We start from the raw sequence: 21,758 nt of genomic DNA on the forward strand, positions 1-21,758 counted from the left end.
TGTGCCAAACTATTAATTATTATTAATTATATTTGTGCTGAAATACCCTTAAATACTATGTCTAAAGTTTCGATTGTTGAAGTAAAAAAACCTGAAGAATTAAAGCATTTTGTAAAATTTCCTATGGAATTATACAAAAACAATCCCTACTATGTACCTTCTTTTATCAAAGACGAAATAAATGTATGGAGTCCTAAAGAAAATCCTGCACTGAGTTATTCTGAAGCGAAGCAATTTTTGGCATACAAAAACAATAAAATTGTAGGAAGAATTGCTGCAATAATTAATCGAAAAGAAGAAAAAGAATCTAATATTAAGAAAGTACGTTTTGGCTGGATAGATTTTGTGGATGATGAAGAAGTTTCTAAAGCACTTATCGACACCGTAATTCAGTTTGCAAAAAGTCAAAACATAGATAATATAGAAGGGCCAATGGGTTTTACAAATTTAGATAAGGCTGGAATGCTTACTTTCGGATTTGATAAAATTGCCACGATGATTGGTATTTACAATCACGAATATTACCCACAACATATTGAAAAACTAGGACTTGTGAAAGAAAAAGAATGGGTAGAGTTTGAAATGAATTTTCCAAAAGTTTTACCTCCCAAAGTAGAAAAATTCAGCAAGTTGATTGCTGAGAAGTACAAACTAAGGGTTTTAAAATTTAAAAATAAAGAAGAAATTTTACCATATATCAACCCAATGTTCGAATTGTTGGATGAGACTTATAAGCACCTTTCTACCTACACCCCAATTTCTACAGAACAAATAAAAACGTATAAAGAAAAGTTTTTCCCACTCATTGCCAAAAACTATGTAATTTGCGTAGTAGACGAAAACAACCAGTTAGTATCTTTCGCTATCACGATGCCTTCTTATTCTAGAGCCTTGCAAAAATCCAAAGGAAAATTATTGCCTTTTGGATGGTGGCATTTTTTACAAGCAGAAAAAAAGAACGATAGAGCCAATTTTTACCTTATCGGGATTCATCCAGAATACCAAAGGCGTGGCGTTACCGCGATCATTTTTAAGGAAATCTACGAGCGCTTTACAAGCATGGGGATAGAATTTGCAGAGACCAATCCAGAACTGGAAGAAAATAAAAGCGTACAAGTTTTGTGGCAAGACTACAATCCTGTGAACCATAAAAGAAGACGAACTTATACCCTAAAATTCTAATATGAAACCTCATTTAGTTGTTTTCGCCATCCTCATTGTAGGATATATTGGTTATAATTTGTTTTTCAAAGTAGCCGATGATAAAATCAATACCATTATCAACATCGTATATGCGAGTTTAATATTCGGTTATATCTCTTTTATGGCATTTTCTGTACTAAAAAAGATGAAAAAGTAATATTATTTTTATTGATTCTAAATTATGCATTAATCCCAATTTCATCAGACTTTTAAGATGATAAATTTCATGCTTTATTCTTTATTCCGTAAATTTGCATGTTGATATAATAATGTAAAAATGAATTTACCAGAAAGTTATATTCCGATTCTTTTACAAGCAGCTGTGGCAATTGCGTTTGTGGCTGTTTCTTTATTAGGTGCTCATTTTTTGGGTCCAAAACAAAAAAAAGGAAATTCGGTTAAAAATCAAAGTTGGGAATGTGGTGTCCCTTCAGAAGGAAATGCGAGAACTCCTTTTTCTATTAAATATTTCTTGACCGCTGTACTATTTGTACTTTTCGATATAGAGATCGTATTTTTTTATCCATATGCAGTAAACTTTAGAGAATTTGGTATGGAAGGATTCTTTGCTGTACTAACGTTCGTAGCGATATTTTTCCTAGCATTTTTCTATGTTTGGAAGCGTGGAGCACTAGATTGGGATAAATAATCACCATTTTTTTTTAATTTAATTGTCAGTATTTAGATTCATTTTTTTTTAATTATCATAATTTGAATTAACTTTAAATGAAATTATTATTCTAAATCGTAAAATCTACCAAATGTCAGATCAAAAACCAGTAATAAAAACAGATGCTCCGGCTCCAGAAGGATTTGAAGGAGAAGGATTTTTCGCAACAAAGCTAAGTAGTGTAATAGGGATGGCAAGGAAATTTTCTCTTTGGCCATTGCCATTTGCGACATCTTGTTGTGGTATCGAATTTATGGCAACACTAAATCCCACCTATGATGCTTCACGATTTGGGATGGAAAGAAACTCTTTCTCACCAAGACAAGCAGATATGCTTATGGTTTGTGGTACTATATCAAAGAAATTAGGTCCTGTACTAAAAGAAGTTTATACCCAAATGGCAGAACCGAAATGGGTTGTTGCTGTGGGTGCCTGTGCATCTAGTGGAGGTATTTTTGATACTTATTCTGTACTTCAAGGGATAGACAAAATAATTCCTGTAGACGTCTATGTGCCAGGTTGTCCTCCTAGACCAGAACAAATCATAGAAGGTGTAATGCAGGTGCAGGCTTTAGCTGAAAGCGAAAGCATCAGAAGAAGAGATATGCCAGAATATCAGCATTTACTAGATTCTTACAACATTAGCAACTAATAGGAAATGACAAACGAATTTGTACTAGAAGCCATCTCAAGAGAATTTCCAGATACTGTAATTTCTAGTTCAGAACCTTATGGGATGCTGACAATCGAGATTAAAAAAGAAGATATAAAAAAAGTAATACATTACCTTAGAGATTCTTCTCTAGAAATAAAATTTTTAACGGATATCTGTGGGATACATTACCCGGAATTTCCGGAAAAAGAAATTGGTGTAGTGTATCATTTACAAAACATGGTCGCTAATTTTAGAGTTCGTCTTAAGGTATTTATGTCTAGAGAAAATATGGAAGTAGATTCTCTAACTGAGCTTTATGCGGGAGCCAATTGGATGGAGAGAGAGACTTTTGATTTCTACGGAATCAAGTTTATTGGTCACCCAGATCTTAGAGCCATCCTGAATATGGAAGACCTTGGATATCATCCTATGTTGAAAGAGTATCGATTGGAAGACGGTACTAGAACAGATAAGAACGATAGCATGTTCGGAAGATAAAAATATAATGCAATAAGCAGTAAGCAGTAAGCGATAAGCTTAAAGCCTAAAGCCTAAAGCCTAAAGCATTTAAAATTATGAAAGATAACTCATTATCTAATATACTAAACCAGCACGAAAGTAAGGAGCAAATAGATGGGCAGCTATACACCCTAAATTTGGGTCCTACTCACCCTGCGACTCATGGAATTTTCCAAAATGTCTTGACAATGGATGGAGAAAGAATTCTTCATGCAGAGCAAACTGTGGGATATATCCATAGAGCTTTTGAGAAAATTTCTGAAAGAAGAAATTATTCACAGATCACTACACTTACAGATCGTATGAACTATTGTTCGGCGCCCATCAATAATATTGGTTGGCATATGACGGTAGAAAAACTTATTGGCATAAAAGTACCAAAACGTGTAGATTATATGCGTGTTATCCTAATGGAGTTGGCTAGAATTGGTGATCACCTTATTTGTAATGGTGTTACAGGAATGGATGCAGGTGCCATTACAGGTCTTACGTATATGTTTATCGAAAGAGAACGTATTTATGATATGTATGAGCAAATCTGTGGAGCTAGGATGACAACTAATATGGGTAGAATTGGAGGTTTTGAAAGAGATTTCACTCCAAAATTCCATGAATTATTACAAGATTTCTTGAAAACTTTCCCTGCAAGATTTGCAGAATTTGGACAGTTGCTAGAAAGAAACAGAATTTTCATGGATAGAACCATTGGAGCTGGAGCCATATCTGCAGAGCGAGCTTTAAGTTATGGATTTACGGGTCCCAACTTGCGTGCAGCAGGTGTAGATTATGATGTGAGAGTGGCACAACCCTACTCTTCTTATGAGGATTTCGATTTTAATATCCCTGTAGGAACGGCTGGTGACACTTATGATCGTTTCATGGTTCGTCAACAAGAAATCTGGGAATCATTAAAAATCATCAACCAAGCCTATAATAATCTACCTGAAGGAGATTTCCATGCAGATGTTCCTGATTTTTATTTACCAGAAAAAGCTGATGTTTACCAAAAAATGGAAGCATTGATCTACCACTTCAAGATTGTAATGGGAGAAACAGAAATTCCTAAAGGCGAAGTTTATCATCCTGTAGAAGGTGGAAACGGAGAATTAGGATTCTATTTGGTAAGTGATGGTGGTAGAACGCCATACAGATTGCACTTTAGAAGACCATGTTTTATCTATTATCAAGCTTACCCTGAAATGATTACAGGATCTGTAATTTCTGACGCAATTGTTACCATGTGTAGCATGAACATTATTGCAGGAGAACTAGACGCATAATTTTGTACTTCGTACAAAGCAAAATTGTATTAAAGATTAAAAATAAAAGTACGATGTACATAGTGCATTGTACATTTTACAACAAAATAAAATGAGCGAAACAATAGCTTTTAAACAAGAAAGTTTAGATCAGGTGCAAAAGATTATTGCAAGATATCCTGAAGGCAGACAAAAATCTGCTTTACTTCCTGTTTTACATTTAGCACAAAAGGAATTCGGTGGTTGGTTAGACGTTCCGGTAATGGATTATGTTGCAAGCCTTCTTAGTATTACCCCAATTGAGGTATATGAAGTAGCAACTTTCTATACCATGTTCAATATGAAGCCTGTAGGAAAATATGTTCTAGAAGTATGTAGAACGGGTCCTTGTATGGTCTGCGGAAGCGAAAAAATATTAGATCACATCAGAACCAAGCTTAATATTAAAGATGGAGAAACTACTGCCGATGGTATGTTTACTCTAAAACCGGCTGAATGTCTTGGTGCTTGCGGATACGCTCCGATGTTGCAGCTTGGAAAGTTCTTTCACGAAAAATTAACGATAGAAAAAGTAGATGAAATCCTAGATCTTTGCAGACAAGGACAAATCGCTTTGGATTAATTAAAAAATATAATGAGTAAAAAACTTTTACTTAAAGACGCCCACATAGAAGGCATTCGCTACTTTGAGACTTACCGCAAACAAGGAGGTTACACAGCAGCTGAAAAAGCCCTAAAAATGACAACTGATGAAGTATTAGAAGAAGTGAAAACTTCTGGGCTTCGTGGTCGTGGTGGCGCTGGTTTCCCTACAGGATTAAAATGGAGCTTTTTGGCAAAACCAGAAGGCGTGCCAAGACACTTGGTAGTAAATGCTGATGAGTCTGAGCCGGGAACTTTCAAAGACCGTTATTTGATGGAGTATCTTCCTCATCTTTTGATAGAGGGAATGCTTATTTCATCTTACACTCTAGGAGCTAATGTTTCTTATATCTACATCCGTGGAGAATATTCTTGGATTCCAGATATTTTGGAAGAAGCTATTGAAGAGGCGAAAGCTGCAGGATTTTTAGGTAAAAACATTTTAGGTACAGGATACGATTTGGAAATCTATGTGCAAAGAGGTGGTGGAGCTTATATCTGTGGTGAAGAAACTGCTTTGCTAGAATCTCTAGAAGGAAAAAGAGGAAACCCAAGATTGAAACCACCATTCCCAGCTGTGAAAGGACTTTGGGAAAGACCTACAGTAGTAAACAACGTAGAATCTATTGCTGCTATCGTTCCTATTATTGATATGGGAGGTGCAGAATATGCAAAAATTGGTGTGGGTAGATCTACAGGTACGAAATTGATTTCGGCTTGTGGTAATATCAACAAACCTGGTGTTTATGAAATTGATATGACCATTACAGTTGAAGAATTTATCTATTCTGATGAATATTGTGGTGGTATTGCCAATGGGAAAAAGCTTAAAGCTTGTATTCCTGGTGGTAGCTCCGTACCAATTGTTCCTGCTAATTTATTATTAAAAACAATCAACGGAGAGCCAAGATACATGAACTACGAATCTTTATCTGACGGTGGTTTTGCTACGGGTACGATGATGGGTTCTGGAGGTTTTATTGTGTTGGATGAAGACCAATGTATTGTAGAGCATACAATGACTTTAGCAAGATTTTACCACCACGAAAGTTGTGGACAATGTACTCCTTGTCGTGAAGGAACGGGTTGGATGCACAAAATCTTAAAAAAAATAGAAAAAGGAGAAGGAAAAATGGAGGATATCGATCTACTTTGGGATATCCAAAGAAAGATTGAAGGAAACACTATTTGTCCTTTAGGTGATGCAGCAGCATGGCCAGTAGCAGCGGCAATTCGTCATTTTAGAGATGAGTTTGAATGGCACGTGAAAAATCCTGAATTATCTCAGAAGCAGAATTATGGTTTGGCAAACTATGCAGATCCAATTCCTGTAGCTACTCCAACTAACTAAAATAAAGTTGAAGAATTGAAAAAGTTAGCCATTCTATTACTCATAGCAGGATTCAGTATAATGTCTGTAAAGGGACAACAACAAGAAAAGGAAGCTAAAGTTTTCAAAAAAGGAAGCTTTATGATTTTCTGGGGATGGAATAATGCAAAATACTCAAAATCAGATATTCACTTTAAGGGTGAAGGGTACGATTTTCAGTTGAATGATGTAGTAGCTCACGATAGACAAACCAAATTTGATTGGGGAACTTATTTCAATCCTGGAAGTATTACAATACCTCAGGTGAATTATAGAATTACCTATTTTCCAAAAGATAATTTAGGGATTACTTTGGCAATGGACCACATGAAATATGTGATGGACCAAAACCAAACCGTAGAAATTAAAGGAAATATTGATAATCCTCAGTACGCAGCAATGGTACATAACGGTCAGATAGATCTTAGTGGGAACGATTTTCTTACCTACGAACATACAGATGGCCTAAACTACATCAACATTGGAGCACAGAAGTATCATAATATTTTGGATAAAAAATATATTGATATTTTTGTAAGTTATGGTGCTGGTGTAGGTGCAATATTACCAAAGTCTAACGTACAACTGATGGGTAATGAGAGAAGTGATCGTTTTCATCTAGCTGGTTTTGGAGCAGACGTAAGAGCCGCATTAAGCATTGTAGTCATTAAACATATTGTACTACAAGCAGAAGGCAAGCTTGGTTACATTAATTTGCCAGATGTGAAAACTACACTCAATAACAAACCAGATAAAGCGATGCAAGACTTTACTTTTGCACAGTTCAATTTCGGGATTGGATATACATTTAATACAAGTAAAAAATCAAAGTAATTTGATTTTAATTAATAAAATTAGAACTATTGCTTACCGCATATAAAGCGAAAAAATATGAGCGAAGAGGTTAAAAAATTCAAAATAACGATAGATGGTCAAACTACTGAAGTTTTGCCAGGAACATCTATTTTGGAAGCTGCAAGGCAAATTGGTGGAAAATCTGTTCCTCCTGCAATGTGTTATTACAGCAAACTAGAAGCCAGTGGTGGTAGATGTAGAACTTGTCTAGTAGAAGTTTCTAAAGGTTCTGAAGCAGATCCTCGTCCAATGCCAAAATTGGTAGCAAGTTGTAGAACAGGTGTGATGGATGGTATGGAAGTGAAAAACTTGTCATCAGAAAAAGCTCAGGAGGGTAGAAAAGCCGTTACCGAGTTTTTGTTGGTAAATCACCCATTAGATTGCCCAGTGTGCGACCAAGCAGGTGAATGTCACCTTCAAGATCTTGGTTACGAACACGGAAACTTAGAAACTAGAACAGAGTTTGAGCGTAATACGTATGATGCAGACGATTTAGGTCCGAACATTAAACTTAATATGAACCGTTGTATCTTATGTGCAAGATGCGTACTAACGGCAAATCAGCTTACAGAATCTAGAGAACATGGTATTCTTTTCAGAGGAGATCACGCTGAAATTTCAACTTACCTAAACAAAGCATTAGATAATGACTATATTGGGAATATCATTGATGTTTGCCCTGTAGGTGCACTTACGGATAGAACTGCACGTTTTTCTAGTAGAGTTTGGTTTACCAACCCTATGAACGCTTCTTGCAAGTGTGACAAATGTTCTGGTAAAGCTGTGGTTTGGATGAAAGGTGAAGAAATAGTGAGAGTAACTGCTAGAAAAGACCAATGGGGCGAAGTAGAAGAATTTATTTGTGATACTTGCCGTTTTGATAGAAAAGAATTATCTAGTTGGAATATAGAAGGTCCTAGAAATATCGATAGACACTCTGTAATTTCTCTAAATCATTACGAAAAACCTGAAGATCAGCTTAGAGTTTTGGATAACCCTATGGCAAAAGAGATCAGCCAGAAAGACGAAAATTAATTAATCTAAAGACTTTAGATTTCAGAATCAAGACAGCAAGATTTTATCTTACATCTCGTATCTGGCATCTCATATCTAACATGTTTACTATAGAAAATGGATTTACTTACATTTAAATTAATACTTGTATTAGCACTTTTCTTGCTTTCCCTTACGATAGCAGCCTACTCTACTTGGGCAGAGAGAAAAGTGGCTTCTATCATGCAAGATAGAATTGGGCCCAACAGAGCAGGACCTTTTGGTTTGCTACAACCGCTTGCAGATGGTGGAAAATTTTTCTTTAAAGAAGATTTTACTCCTGCCAACGCAGAAAAATTCTTATTCGTACTAGGGCCTGCATTAGTAATGTTTATCTCTTTGATTACAGGAGCTGTAATCCCTTGGGGTAAAACTTTGAATATTGCTGGTATTTCTTACGATCTACAAGTTGCCAATATAGATGTTGGTGTACTATTCATCATTGGTATGGCTTCTATTGGCGTATACGGTATTATGATAGGTGGTTGGGCGTCTAACAACAAATATTCTCTTCTAGGTGCTATCCGTGCATCATCTCAGATGATTTCTTACGAATTGGCAATGGGATTAGCTTTACTTTCTATCATTATGATGTCTGGAAGTCTAGATCTAAAAGTTATTACAGAATTACAAACTACAGGAAAAATTTGGGGTTTATTTGAAATCAGCGGACTGAACTGGAATATCCTTTATCAGCCATTGGCTTTCCTTATCTTCTTTGTGGCTGCATTAGCAGAAACCAACAGACACCCTTTTGATTTACCAGAGTGTGAATCTGAATTGGTGACAGGATATTCCACCGAATATTCTTCTATGAAATTAGGTTTGTATATGTTTGGAGAATACGTGAATATGTTTATCTCTAATGCATTTATCGTAGTACTTTTCTTTGGTGGATACAACTATCCAGGAATAGAATGGGTAACACAAAACTGGGGAGAAAACGCAGCAGGTATTTTAAGTATCGCAGCTTTCTTAATCAAAACTATTACAGGAATTTTAATTTTCATGTGGATTAGATGGACGTTACCTAGATTTAGATACGATCAGCTGATGCATTTAGGATGGAAAACTCTTATTCCTTTGGCATTAGTAAACCTAATGATTACTGGAGCTGTAATACTGGCTTTCGGAAACTAATAATTTAATTGGAAAGTGGGAATTGCTTAATTTTAATAATTAAATTTAAAGCAAAAGAAGCTTTTTAATCATAATAAAATTTAAGATCAACGACAAGATTAGTCTAAATCTAATGTCTAACATCTAATATCTATAAATAAATGAAACTTACGAACAGATCAAAAGTTGTTTCTAATAAAGAGATGACCCTTTCTGAGAAAATCTACCTTCCGGCGATTTTTAAGGGAATGGGGATTACATTTAAACATGCAGTAAGAACCGTATTGAAAGGTGCTCCCGCAGTTTATTCGTATCCTGAGGTGTTGAAGCCAAGAGCCGAGGTTTGGCGTGGTCAGCATGTACTAAAAAGAGACGAAGAAGGTAGAGAAAGATGTACTGCTTGCGGGCTGTGTGCTGTTGCATGCCCTGCGGAAGCTATTACAATGAAAGCTGCCGAAAGAACTAGGGAAGAAAAAAATCTTTACAGAGAAGAGAAATATGCTGAGATCTACGAGATCAATATGTTGAGATGTATCTTCTGTGGAATGTGCGAGGAGGCTTGTCCGAAATCTGCAATTTATCTTACCGATAGATTGGTGGATGTAGAAACAAACAGAGGCTCTTTCATTTATGGAAAAGATAAGTTGGTTGAAAAAATAAATCAAAGGATTGACATTACAGCTAGACAATCCGAGAAACAAAAAAATGCGGTAAAATAATGGATCAGTTTTTATTTTTCTTGGTAGCGTTTATGGCAGTAGCTAGTGCAGTTTATTTTGTGTTTGCAAAAAATCCTTTGTATGCTATCTTGTCACTTATCGTTACAATGTTTTCAATTGCAGGACTCTACATTCTTTTGAATGCTCAGTTCTTAGCAATTATTCAAATCATCGTATACACAGGTGCTATCATGGTACTTTTCTTATATATCTTGATGATGCTTAATCTTAATAAAGAAGACGAAAGTAAAAAGAACAATACTTTAAAATTTGTTGGAGTTTTTGCAACGGGTCTTTTGCTAGTAGGTACTTTAGGTGTTTTCCGTGGTATACAAGATAAACATGTAGTTGTAGAAAACGTTGATAAAGGCGTGGGTCTTACCAAAAATCTTGGTAGACTATTGTTTAATGAATATGTTTTACCCTTCGAGTTAGCTTCAATCCTAATTTTAGCAGGTATTGTAGGTGCAGTATTAATCGGTAAAAAAGATCTATAAAATTATGGGAGAAGTAAATACATTTATGCAAAGCGTCCCTCTAGAATATTTCATTATCCTATCAACAGTATTGTTCTGTCTAGGAGTATTGGGCGTATTGATGAGAAGAAACGCAATTGTAATTTTGGGGTGTGTAGAGCTTATGCTAAATTCTGTAAACCTATTATTAGCAGCATTTTCTGCATACAATGGTAATAGCGACGGACAACTTTTAGTATTCTTCATTATGGTGGTAGCTGCTGCAGAGGTAGCGGTAGGATTAGCAATTATTGCAATGCTATATAGAAATACCCGTTCTGTAGATGTAAGTATATTTAATAAATTAAGAGGATAAAGAATGGAAAATTTAGTGTATGCAATAATACTTTTACCACTTTTAGGTTTTCTTATAAACGGTTTATTCGGAAAAAACCTTCCAAAAATAGTTGTTGGAAGTTTGGCTACTTTAGCCGTTTTCGGATCTTTCTGCATTGCAGTAAGTATTTTCATGAATATGAATTCTGAAAGTCAGCCAGTAGTTATTAAAGCTTTTGAATGGTTTAGAGTAAACGGAATTCAAGTTAATTTTGGTTTTCAAATAGATCAATTATCATTATTAATGGTAATGGTGATCACTGGGATAGGTTCTCTTATCCATCTATACTCTATTGGGTATATGAGTCATGATAAAGGTTTTTATAAGTTTTTTACTTATCTTAATTTATTTATCTTCTCGATGTTACTACTAGTAATGGGTAGCAACTACCTTATCTTATTCATCGGATGGGAAGGTGTAGGTTTGTGTTCTTATTTATTGATTGGTTTCTGGTATACTAACGAAGAATATGGTAAAGCTGCAAGAAAAGCTTTCATCATGAACAGGATTGGTGACCTTGCCTTATTGATTGGTATCTTTATGATTGCCGCTCAAACCAACTCTCTAGAATATCTTACTGTTGCGCAAAACGCAGGTAAGTTTGAACTAGATGGCACCATCATCATCTTTATTACAGCTAGTTTATTTATAGGAGCTACTGGTAAATCTGCTCAGGTTCCATTATATACATGGTTGCCAGATGCGATGGCTGGTCCAACTCCAGTTTCAGCTTTAATCCACGCTGCTACCATGGTTACAGCAGGTATTTATCTAGTCGTAAGATCTAATTTCTTATTTACACTAGCACCTACTGTACAAGATGGTATTTTATTAATAGGATTCTTAACGGCAGCATTAGCAGGTTTCTATGCATTGCGTCAAAATGATATCAAAAAAGTTTTGGCCTATTCTACCGTTTCACAACTTGGATTTATGTTCATTGCTTTAGGTTTAGGAGCTTATACTACTGCTTTGTTTCACGTAATGACACATGCATTCTTCAAAGCGTTATTATTCTTGGGCGCAGGTTCTGTAATCCACACTATGAGTAACGAACAAGATATGCGTTTCATGGGTGGACTGAAAAAATATATTCCAATAACACATATTACATTCTTCATCGGAACATTAGCAATATCAGGTTTCCCATTATTATCAGGGATGATTTCTAAGGATGAAATTTTGGTTGCAGCGTATGCAAAAAATCCTATTTATTGGGTATTATTATTTATACTAGCTGCTACTACTGCAACGTATATGTTCAGATTATACTACCTTACATTTCACGGAGAATTCAGAGGAACAGAAGAACAAAAACATCATCTGCACGAAAGTCCTACAAGTATGACTTTACCTCTTATTGTATTGGCCATACTTTCTGTAGTAGGTGGTTTTATCAACCTTCCTCACTTCATAGGGCACGGTCATTATGCTAAATTGATGGAATGGCTAAAACCTGTACTTACAGAAGAAAGCTACAAACAAATGGAAAATACACTATCTAGTGTAGATTTCAATACAGAAATGATTTTACTTGGACTTACTGTAGCGATGTTCTTTGCAGTTTGGTTTATCGTAAGAAATACATACGTCAACAAAAGGAAAAGCGCTCTACCAGAAGCAAGCTATACTGGTTGGGAAAAGCTTTCTGCTAAAAAACTATATGTGGATGAACTTTACAATGCACTTATTGTAAAAACGGTAGAAGGACTTGGACGTGGAGGAAAAATGTTTGACAAAGGCGTTTTAGACCGTATTGTGAATTTTGTAGGTGAAGGCGCTGAGGACAGTGGTAAATCTATGAAGCGTTTGCAAAACGGAAATGTAGAGACATATGTTCTTATGATGTCTTTAGCAGTGGGAATTATATTGATTGTTAACTTTATACTACAATAATGTCTTATTTACTTTTAACATTATTACTTTTACCTCTTGTAGGTTCAGGATTAGTTTTTGCTTGGAAAAGTAAATCTAGCAAATATTTGGCATTAGGAATTGCTTTGATTCAGATGCTGCTAACGTTTTATGCACTTTCGGATTTCGATTTTAATCCAACTGTAGATAGCGTATTGCAGTATGAGATCAACTATCCTTGGTCACATTTTATCAAAAGCTCTCTACACTTCGGTATCGATGGGATGAGTATGCTTCTGTTATTATTAACCAATATCTTATTGCCTATCATTATTCTATCTTCATTTAATGAAAATGTGAGTTACAAAAACTCTTTCTACGGTCTTATTTTGCTTATGCAATTTGGTCTTATTGGAGTTTTCACAGCATTAGATGGATTATTATTCTATGTGTTCTGGGAAGTTACTTTGATTCCAATTTGGTTCATTGCAGCACTTTGGGGACAAGAAAACAAAAGATTAGAATTTACAACGAAGTTCTTCGTTTACACATTCGTAGGATCATTATTTATGTTAGCTGGAATAATCTATGTGGGAATTCATTCTGCATCATTCGGTTTAACAGATTTGTATAATGCCGAACTTGGAGAAACTCAGCAACTCGTTATCTTCTGGTTTATTTTCTTTGCTTTTGCTGTGAAATTACCCGTATTTCCTTTTCACACTTGGCAGCCTGATACCTATACCTACTCTCCTACACAAGGATCAATGCTATTATCTGGTATTATGCTAAAGATGGCGATATACGGAGTTATCAGATACTTATTACCAATCACGCCGAGTGCTATATTTGGTATCTCTGGACAGATTGTTATTGTATTAGCAATTATAGGTATCTTACATGGAGCCCTTATCGCAATTATTCAGTCTGATGTAAAAAGAATTGTAGCATACTCTTCATTCTCGCACGTAGGATTAATGGTGGCTGGTATTTTCTCATCTGCAATAGTTACTCTTAGTGGTACATTTACTATAGAAGGTGCAGAAGGCGCTTTGGTACAAACATTTGCTCACGGTTTCAACGTTGTTGGTTTATTCTTCTGTTGTGATATTTTATACAAAAGATTTAAAACTAGAGATGTAAGACAAATGGGTGGTTTGGCAAAAGTAGCACCGAAATTTGCAATTTTATTTTTAATCGTTATTATCGGATCAATGGGAGTTCCGTTGACTAATGGTTTCATTGGAGAATTTATCTTAATGAAGTCTATTTTCGATTTTAATATCTTGGCATCTATCTTCGCAGGTCTTACTATTATTCTTTGTGCAGCTTACTTACTAAGATTTTATGGTAAAGTAATGTTTGGGCAAGGTGATGAAGCTGTATTAAGTACAGCGAAAGATTTGTCTGCATCAGAGTTTTCTGTATTAGCAAGTATAGCAGTATTTGTAATTTTGTTGGGAATCTTTCCACAACCTATTATGGATATGGTGAACAGTTCGCTTCAATTCATTTTCCAATCTATGGTTAATTAATTATTGAATTTTACTTTTATAAATTAAAAAATTAATAGAATATGAAGTCTGAATTATTTTTTAAAATTATTCAAACTTCAAATCTCAAATCTATATTATGAGTGTTTTAATTATTGTTTTCCTAACTGCAGTTGCTGCGTTATTTTCAGGAGTTTTCGAGCAAGGAAAATTCGCAAGATACATTGGGATTTTTGGGTTAATCATTGCATTATATGTAAGCTTTTTACCAGAATATTCTTTCTTCGAGCAGTATCGCAATATGTATGATTACAGTGCCAATACAGCATTATTTACAAAAATTTCATTGGTCGTTACTATTTTGTTATTCTTCTTAGGCGGATTTGCATTTAGTAATCATAGAAGTCACCAATCAGAATTGTACGCCCTTATACTTTTTGCATTATGTGGAGGTATTATTTTATTTGGTTTCCAAAACTTGGTAACGCTATTTTTAGGAATCGAGATTCTTTCTATTCCTTTATACGTAATGGCTGGAGCCAACAAAACAGATCTTAGATCTAACGAAGCTTCTATCAAATATTTCCTAATGGGAGCATTTGCTACAGGTTTCTTATTATTTGGTATCGCATTTATCTACGGAAGTACAGGAACTTTCGATTTGTATAAAATTCAAGAATTCGGAATTACAAATCCTAAGAACGTAATGTTTATTCTTGGAGTTATTTTAATGCTTTGTGCAATGTCATTCAAAGTAGCATTAGCACCATTCCACATGTGGAGTCCAGATGTGTACACAGGTTCTCCATCACTTATCACTGCTTTTATGGCAAGTGTCGTAAAGATTGCAGGATTCTTTGCTTTGTTCAGAATGATGACAATTGGTTTCTATGGTGTAACACAAGAATGGATTAATATATTTGGTGTTTTCCTTATCATTACTTTATTACTTGCCAACGTCATGGGACTAGCGCAAACTAATGCTAAGAGAATGCTAGCCTACTCTTCTGTGTCTCATGCAGGATATATAGGTTTGGTATTTTTCGGTATGAATACCCTTTCTACTTACACTTTAGCATTTTATTTATTTGCTTACTCACTATCAACTATTGGAGTTTTCATGTGTCTTATTTGGGTAGAGAAAGTAAAAAGAGAAACTTCATATGGAGCCTTCAAAGGGTTGGCAAAGACAGAACCGCTATTAGCTGTAGTAGCTGCTATCTCATTATTATCGATGGCTGGAGTTCCACTTACTGCAGGTTTTATGGGTAAGTTCTCATTGTTTGCTCAGGCTTTAAGTAATGATAACAACGCATTCTTAGTTATAGTAGCTGTTTTGGGATCTGCAATTTCTATTGCTTATTATTTAAGACTTATTATTGCGATGTTCTTTTTTAAAGAATCTACATTCAAAACATCAGAAAAAGTGACTATCACTTACAATATTGTTGCCGTATGCATCATTGCATCATTGGTTATTTTAGGAGTTTTTCCAGACTTATTTGCAAAAGGATTCGGTTTATAAAAACCTAATTTACTATATATAAAAGCCTTTCAATTATTTGGAAGGCTTTTTTGTGTTTGTTATTATTTTTTTGTCCATTTCTAACACTTTGTAGTAAAACTACTACATTTATAAAATACAGTAGTATTTTATTCATTATTTTTATAGCTTTATATAAATTTAAAATATAAATACGCTATGGAAGAGGATTTTATTATTTATCAGGTAAAACCGCATGACAACTTAGGTTCTATAGCGTCTCGCATTGATATGAAGGAGGACGATCTAAAATCTTTTCATAATATACATTGCGACAAAATGGATAAAATTTGGTTTTCAGATCTTCGTGGCATTCAATTTCTTTGTGTTCCTACTCATTTTGTCACTCCAGAAAAAAAAATAGAAGCCCTGCAAAAATTTTTACCTCAAAAAAAATACAGTCCACTACTCCATGCGAAAAAATATAATGTCACAGAAAATTTTGAAAGACAAAATGAGAGTTCTTTGAATTTCGAATATGATATTGAGTTAGATTTTCAAACAGATCAAGGTCAAATTTTTGTTAATACCCATCAAAAAGAATTTAGAAAAGATGGCAATAAACCAGATGACAAAATAAGTTCTTTAGCATTAGATTGCAGAGAAAGTATCTCTCCTATTCCCTTTGTAATTTATGATCATGGCAGAATTGCTTCTTTATTTAAACCAAAAGAAATTGCAAAAAAGTTTAAATCTAAAAGAGAAGAAATAGAAGATTTCCATATCGGAGAAGTTTCTAAAAAATATTTGGATCTATTTGAAGATAATATTTCGAACGAGTCTTATTTTTTCAAACAACTGAACTCTACCATCCTTTTTCAAATATTATTTCCCAATACAAATTGGTTTCATAAAACTCAGTTTTGGAAGGAGAAATATACTATTATTCCCAACTCTTTTGATTTAGAATTTAAATTTAATATCGAGTTTGATGATTCTCATTCGAATCTCTTAATCTCAAAAATCACAGGCTATTTGGATGAACAATGCAGTCTAAGAGAACTTCTAAGAGGAATAAAAATTGAAGATGAAGATCCTGAGGATAATGTATTTTCTGAAATTAAATTGATCTACGAAACGGAAAAAGTTTCAAAAAGAATCCACAGTATTGATGCAAAAATCATCATCAAATATCAAGGAGAAAACTACCAAACACAACACCTACACCTAAAGCAATCGTAATATGAAAACCTATCTCACAAAACCTGGTGATACTTTTGAAAAGGTTGCCAAAAATTTCGGAATAAAAAACGCTGACTTTCTAAAAACGCATCACAACCTTAATTGTGATTCTAAAGATATCGTAAAAGATGAATTACCCGAAGGACTACAAATAGCTATACCAGACGACCCGCAATTTTTGGATAAAGAACAATCTGCTCCAAATGATGAAAAATTTATCATAGAAGGAGAAGATTTCGAATTTGGAGATGAAGGAGTTGATACAATAAGCGAAAGTGAAGATTCTGATGAAGAGACAGGACAAAATTCTAAGAACGAGGATAAAAAAGAGGAAAAGCAAAAGGAAAGCAGCTCTAGTGAGCATGATGGAAAATTCTTCGTGATCCAAAAAGGGATGTGCCAATGCAACCAAGGGTTTAAATTTCCAAAATTTAAAGTGACTTCTCACCAAAAACATTATTGGAATGATGCTGATGGCCAATTTGATTTTTTAGCTGTAACAGAAGATGATCTTACACTAGATCCTGTTGCTACGCCTTTTGGACAATGCAAACTAAAACCAACACCTGGTGGATATCAGCCCTGCGCGTATGCTCCATCTGGAAAATGGACAAAAACCTACGAGAAAGTAAAAGTAATGGGAAAATCTTGTGTAACTGAAATCTCAGAATTGATGTGTACAACAGGAGGAAAAATTACTATTCTAAAACATGGTCAACAAAGCGAAGCAGGAAAATCTAACGCTACGAAAGCCGACTCCACAGAACAGAATACCTACAACCCCATTGTAAACTATGATGAGTTTAAAGAGGAAGTAGATTCAGAAAATCAAACTTATTATTCTTAGTACTATGGCAAATATAATAGGAAATCAGAATCCAAAGATAGGAGAAACAAATTATTATACTCTTAATAGCTTAACTACACTACTAAGCTATGGTGTAGAATATGAATGGTATTTGTATAAAAAGCAAAAAAATAATAGTTGGAAAGATATTACTAGCCCTGTTAAAAAAGGTAATAAGGTGCCGTATACATTCTTTGAAATATGTCTTAATATAGAAATGAAAATTGAGGTCTATGAAATTAGGAATGATATATTATCAAAAAAACAAATCTCTAAGAAAAAAATTGGTGACTATATAGTAATTCCAACCAACAATAAAACACCTAAAATAAATAAGGTTGTTTTGCTAAACCGAAGTGCAAAAGACATTAATAAAGCTAGTTATCAAGATACACTAACAATACAAGCACATTGTGTAGGATTATTTAACCAAGAAATAGATTTTAGTCTATGGGAAGACGATGCTAAAGGAAATGGTCATAATACCAACGTCAATAAAAACAATAAAGCTCCTAGGACTTACAAATCTACAGTTAATAAAAATGGAATAGCAGAAGTTAAAATTTCTTTAGCTACGGACGAAAGAATCCTAAGACAAATTGCGAATAAATATATGATGCAAGGTGATACTTCGGAAGGCGCTAACCATGAATATTATGTGACTGCAAGTTACAATGGAAGCATTAAAGGAGCAAGCCAAGTCAACGTGAATGTACAAAATCCTGACGCGGGTAATAAGTCTCCAGCAAAACCTAAAGCTCCAAGTCCTGACTCCTATAAGAAACCATTACCAAATAAAAATCCGAATCCTAGCCAAAATGATAAACCTGATAAAAGTGGTAAAATTATAGATGTAAAATTTAAAAATAAATTTGGAAAAGCTTTTACCACCACTCCAAAATTTGGAGAAACAATAATCATTGAAATTAATACAGTAAATTGTATAGGTAAAAGATATAACTTACACGTTTGGGAGCATGATACTTTTGGTAAGAATGATTTATTATATTCTGGTAATCATAAGATAAGTAAGGATTCTCAACTTGTATCATATGTTTTAACAAAGGAAAGACAGCAAATAGGTGAAATTGGAAATGATAAAAATAACCGTGATTCGGGAGAATATACTGGAGAATTTACTGATCATCAAGAAATATTTGCTGAAATAGTGTTCGCAGATCTTACAGAAAAATCCGAAACATTAACTGTGGAAGTTTTAGAAGCGTATAAATACCAAGAACCAGCAAAAAGCCCTGCACAAGTAAAACAAGTTGCGACTCAAAAACCTAAAGAAGGTGAATGTTTTTGCAATAGAGATTTGACTTCAAAAGAATTTGAGAAAATAATTCATGGATTAAGAGATAATGAACCAAGTGTTAAGAAGGAAATTGGTTATTCATTATTTTCTGCTTCAAATTGCAAAATTAAAGAGGAAGATAAAACAATTGAAAAATTAAGATTAGAATTTAATAGTTTATTCACTAAATACAATATTAATACTTGTTTAAGAAAATTACATTTTATTGCTCAAATTTATCATGAGAGTGATCGGTTAAAAACAGCAAAAGAATACGCTGATGGAATAAAATATGATCCAGGTAAACATAAAGATGCTATATCAAGTGGAAATACTGAAAAAGGCGATGGGGAAAAATTTAAAGGACGAGGTTTAATGCAATTAACTTGGAAAACAAATTATAGTATATACAAAGATTTCTCTGGGATAGATGTAATTACAAATTATCAAAGTGTATCAGATAATTTACATAATGCATGTGATTCAGCAGGATGGTATTGGAAACAAGGTAAAATATTGGGTGTAGGTAAAAGATGGAAAGGACCAGCAGATCCACCATTATATGTTAAAATACTAAGTCCAGATTATCCAAAAACTACCATTTCTTGGAAAGATGGAAATGTAAAAAAACAATACGGAACTATAGATCTTGGTATAATAGCAGATGACGATAAAGTAGATTTAATAAGTTATTTGGTAAATGGGGGATCCAATGGATTAAATGAAAGAAGAAATTATGTTAACTATTTAAAAATAATATTTGAATATCCACAAAAATGTGTTAATAAAAATACCATTACACCACAAACGAATGAACCATCATCTAATGCTGTTACTATTCGATTAGTAAGAAAATGGCAAACTAATAAATCTACAATTGGAGAGTTTACAATTGACAATACTATAATAAAAGGTTATATTTTAGAAGAAAAAGGGCCTGATACAACCATATCTGGAAATGAACAACGAGTGCCAATAGGTACTTACAATTTAGAATGGCATTCAGGATCTAAAATAAAAAAAGGCTTAAAACTATTTAACGATGTTGTTTCAAAAGATAGAGCTATTTTGATACATTCTGGCAATTCAGCTGATGACACAGAAGGTTGTTTATTACCAGGTTCTACAAAATCTGCAGATTTTGTGGGTGGGAGTAAAGATAAGTTGAAAGAAATTTTTGCTCATGTAGAAAAAGTTGGAATTGATAATGCTAAAATTATAATAACGCAAGCTTATGAATAAATTATTAATAATGATATTGACATTACTAATATCTTGTAAAAGTCCATCCCAAGAATCAAAGCTACAAAGCTATAATATTACTGAATTAAAGGAATCGTTTAATGACAAATCAGAAAAGCAATTTTTAAATAATTTCCCTCGTGATTTTTTATCTTTAAAAAATATTTTCGGATGGAATGATGAAAATGATATTCCAAATCCATTATATCAAAATGCAAATGAGTACATTGATTATTGGTTCTCATTATTGGAAAAACCACAATATGCAAAAAATGATGAATTAATAATTTCAATTTCAAAAAATGGAATATGGGAAGCAGATGCCGTCAATTACTTTAGAATAAAGTCATTAAAATATATTTCAAAAAATAAAAAATATAATCTTATAAATAATCTATCGCAAAAAGATGCTGAATCAGTACTTAATTTTTTAATTCATCCCAAAAGTTCAAACCTTAATGATAATCTTATTGCAAATCTTAATATAGAGAAACAAAAGATAGTAAAAAAAATACTTTTTGGACAAGATTCAAAGGAGAAAAAAAGAAGTTCTTTAGCAACATATCAAAACAATGATAATTACTTTATCAAAACTTTTGATATAAATAAAGATGGTTTGTTAGATAAGGTGGTGAGTAGTAGACCTTATAAAGGAAATGATTTGTTTCTTTTCTTTGGTGATAATCATGGAAATTACAAATTATCTTTAGAAACAATAAATTTCTCAGAAGATGGCGGAAATATTATACAAGATTTTATACCAATAGCTAGTAGTAAAGGTTTTACTATTATCACTAGTTTTCCTGACAGAGGTTATTATGAAAAAGAATATCAAATTGTTATGTCTAATAATTCCTGGAGTCTAAAAAATATTACTTATAAAACAATGTCAGATAATTCAGAGAATGCAGTAAAGTATATTTGTGAGGTTCCTCAAAATATTGATATTACAAAATCAGGATGGACAGAAAAAATTAATCCAATACCTGAGGAGAAATCAAGAAATAAAAAATGTAGAGTAGAAAAAGTCAAAATAAAAGAAGATTATTCCATACAAGATTCCGACGGTTACACCAACTTAAGAAAAGATAAAAATCCATCATCAGAAATTATAAAAAAGATTAAGACTGGAGAAAAAATTGAATTATTAGATAAAAACGGTGATTGGTATTTAGTGCAAACTAAAGATGGTCAAAAAGGATACGTACATAAAAGTAGAATAAAATAAACCTAATCTCATCAAAAACGTAGTATTATTACTTTTCATTATATCACTTTCAATTTTACTAATGAATTGTAAAAATAATGATTCTTTAATTCACAATAATATTTCAAATAAGTATTTTAAAGAAAATAATAAAATTTCTATTAATAATTTAGAAACA

Annotated in this window: 21 protein-coding genes; all 21 read left to right on the forward strand. The window is 33.5% G+C overall.

Translation table 11 applies throughout. From position 1 onward, the window contains the following. The first annotated feature begins 57 nt into the window (after positions 1 to 57). Positions 58 to 1,182 carry a GNAT family N-acetyltransferase gene (locus tag ACKI42_RS05230; protein WP_407403166.1) on the forward strand — a complete coding sequence of 375 codons (1,125 nt, stop codon included), beginning with the start codon at positions 58 to 60 and terminating at the stop codon, positions 1,180 to 1,182. A 1-nt stretch (position 1,183) separates the two neighbouring features. Further along, complete coding sequence (locus ACKI42_RS05235; protein ID WP_407403169.1) at positions 1,184 to 1,360, forward strand: hypothetical protein; 177 nt, start codon at positions 1,184 to 1,186, stop codon at positions 1,358 to 1,360. A gap of 120 nt (positions 1,361 to 1,480) precedes the next feature. After that, positions 1,481 to 1,852 carry an NADH-quinone oxidoreductase subunit A gene (locus tag ACKI42_RS05240; protein WP_407403171.1) on the forward strand — a complete coding sequence of 124 codons (372 nt, stop codon included), beginning with the start codon at positions 1,481 to 1,483 and terminating at the stop codon, positions 1,850 to 1,852. 112 nt (positions 1,853 to 1,964) lie between these two features. Then, positions 1,965 to 2,525, forward strand: a complete 561-nt coding sequence (locus tag ACKI42_RS05245; protein ID WP_407403173.1) for an NADH-quinone oxidoreductase subunit B — start codon at positions 1,965 to 1,967, stop codon at positions 2,523 to 2,525. Between the two features lie 6 nt (positions 2,526 to 2,531). Continuing rightward, the gene (locus ACKI42_RS05250) at positions 2,532 to 3,026 is read left to right on the forward strand and encodes an NADH-quinone oxidoreductase subunit C (protein ID WP_407403175.1); all 495 of its coding nucleotides are present in this window, start codon (positions 2,532 to 2,534) and stop codon (positions 3,024 to 3,026) included. 77 nt (positions 3,027 to 3,103) lie between these two features. Then, positions 3,104 to 4,327 (forward strand): NADH dehydrogenase (quinone) subunit D, encoded by a 1,224-nt coding sequence (nuoD, locus tag ACKI42_RS05255; protein ID WP_407403177.1) that lies wholly within the window; start codon positions 3,104 to 3,106, stop codon positions 4,325 to 4,327. A 91-nt stretch (positions 4,328 to 4,418) separates the two neighbouring features. Further along, positions 4,419 to 4,928 (forward strand): NADH-quinone oxidoreductase subunit NuoE, encoded by a 510-nt coding sequence (nuoE, locus tag ACKI42_RS05260; protein WP_407403179.1) that lies wholly within the window; start codon positions 4,419 to 4,421, stop codon positions 4,926 to 4,928. A gap of 12 nt (positions 4,929 to 4,940) precedes the next feature. After that, positions 4,941 to 6,299: an NADH-quinone oxidoreductase subunit NuoF gene (nuoF, locus tag ACKI42_RS05265; protein WP_407403181.1), complete on the forward strand. Its 1,359-nt coding sequence runs from the start codon at positions 4,941 to 4,943 to the stop codon at positions 6,297 to 6,299. A 15-nt stretch (positions 6,300 to 6,314) separates the two neighbouring features. Beyond that, the gene (locus ACKI42_RS05270) at positions 6,315 to 7,151 is read left to right on the forward strand and encodes a hypothetical protein (RefSeq protein ID WP_407403183.1); all 837 of its coding nucleotides are present in this window, start codon (positions 6,315 to 6,317) and stop codon (positions 7,149 to 7,151) included. A 57-nt stretch (positions 7,152 to 7,208) separates the two neighbouring features. Next, entirely contained in the window at positions 7,209 to 8,207 is a 999-nt protein-coding gene (locus ACKI42_RS05275; protein WP_407403185.1) for a 2Fe-2S iron-sulfur cluster-binding protein, read from the forward strand. A 96-nt stretch (positions 8,208 to 8,303) separates the two neighbouring features. Beyond that, entirely contained in the window at positions 8,304 to 9,365 is a 1,062-nt protein-coding gene (nuoH, locus tag ACKI42_RS05280; RefSeq protein ID WP_407403187.1) for an NADH-quinone oxidoreductase subunit NuoH, read from the forward strand. A gap of 140 nt (positions 9,366 to 9,505) precedes the next feature. After that, positions 9,506 to 10,063, forward strand: coding sequence for a NuoI/complex I 23 kDa subunit family protein (locus ACKI42_RS05285; RefSeq protein ID WP_407403189.1), 558 nt, complete (start codon positions 9,506 to 9,508; stop codon positions 10,061 to 10,063). After that, on the forward strand, positions 10,063 to 10,560 hold the full coding sequence (locus tag ACKI42_RS05290) for an NADH-quinone oxidoreductase subunit J (protein ID WP_407403191.1): 498 nt from the start codon (positions 10,063 to 10,065) through the stop codon (positions 10,558 to 10,560). Before ACKI42_RS05285 ends, ACKI42_RS05290 begins: the two co-directional genes overlap by 1 nt. Before the next feature lie 4 nt (positions 10,561 to 10,564). Next, positions 10,565 to 10,894 (forward strand): NADH-quinone oxidoreductase subunit NuoK, encoded by a 330-nt coding sequence (nuoK, locus tag ACKI42_RS05295; protein ID WP_407403193.1) that lies wholly within the window; start codon positions 10,565 to 10,567, stop codon positions 10,892 to 10,894. A 3-nt stretch (positions 10,895 to 10,897) separates the two neighbouring features. Further along, positions 10,898 to 12,811 carry an NADH-quinone oxidoreductase subunit L gene (gene nuoL / locus ACKI42_RS05300; RefSeq protein WP_407403195.1) on the forward strand — a complete coding sequence of 638 codons (1,914 nt, stop codon included), beginning with the start codon at positions 10,898 to 10,900 and terminating at the stop codon, positions 12,809 to 12,811. Beyond that, positions 12,811 to 14,304, forward strand: coding sequence for a NuoM family protein (locus tag ACKI42_RS05305; RefSeq protein WP_407403197.1), 1,494 nt, complete (start codon positions 12,811 to 12,813; stop codon positions 14,302 to 14,304). Before nuoL ends, ACKI42_RS05305 begins: the two co-directional genes overlap by 1 nt. Before the next feature lie 97 nt (positions 14,305 to 14,401). Then, complete coding sequence (locus tag ACKI42_RS05310; RefSeq protein ID WP_407403199.1) at positions 14,402 to 15,787, forward strand: NADH-quinone oxidoreductase subunit N; 1,386 nt, start codon at positions 14,402 to 14,404, stop codon at positions 15,785 to 15,787. 177 nt (positions 15,788 to 15,964) lie between these two features. Continuing rightward, entirely contained in the window at positions 15,965 to 16,987 is a 1,023-nt protein-coding gene (locus ACKI42_RS05315; RefSeq protein ID WP_407403201.1) for a hypothetical protein, read from the forward strand. 1 nt (position 16,988) lies between these two features. Further along, positions 16,989 to 17,834 carry a PAAR-like protein gene (locus tag ACKI42_RS05320; RefSeq protein WP_407403203.1) on the forward strand — a complete coding sequence of 282 codons (846 nt, stop codon included), beginning with the start codon at positions 16,989 to 16,991 and terminating at the stop codon, positions 17,832 to 17,834. Positions 17,835 to 17,838: 4 nt separating this feature from the next. Next, positions 17,839 to 20,373 (forward strand): DUF5675 family protein, encoded by a 2,535-nt coding sequence (locus ACKI42_RS05325; RefSeq protein WP_407403205.1) that lies wholly within the window; start codon positions 17,839 to 17,841, stop codon positions 20,371 to 20,373. Beyond that, positions 20,366 to 21,601, forward strand: coding sequence for an SH3 domain-containing protein (locus tag ACKI42_RS05330; RefSeq protein WP_407403207.1), 1,236 nt, complete (start codon positions 20,366 to 20,368; stop codon positions 21,599 to 21,601). The genes ACKI42_RS05325 and ACKI42_RS05330 overlap by 8 nt, the downstream gene beginning before the upstream one ends. Positions 21,602 to 21,758 lie beyond the last annotated feature (157 nt).

It is taken from the genome of Chryseobacterium sp. (assembly GCF_045629545.1).
GTDB lineage: Bacteria > Bacteroidota > Bacteroidia > Flavobacteriales > Weeksellaceae > Chryseobacterium.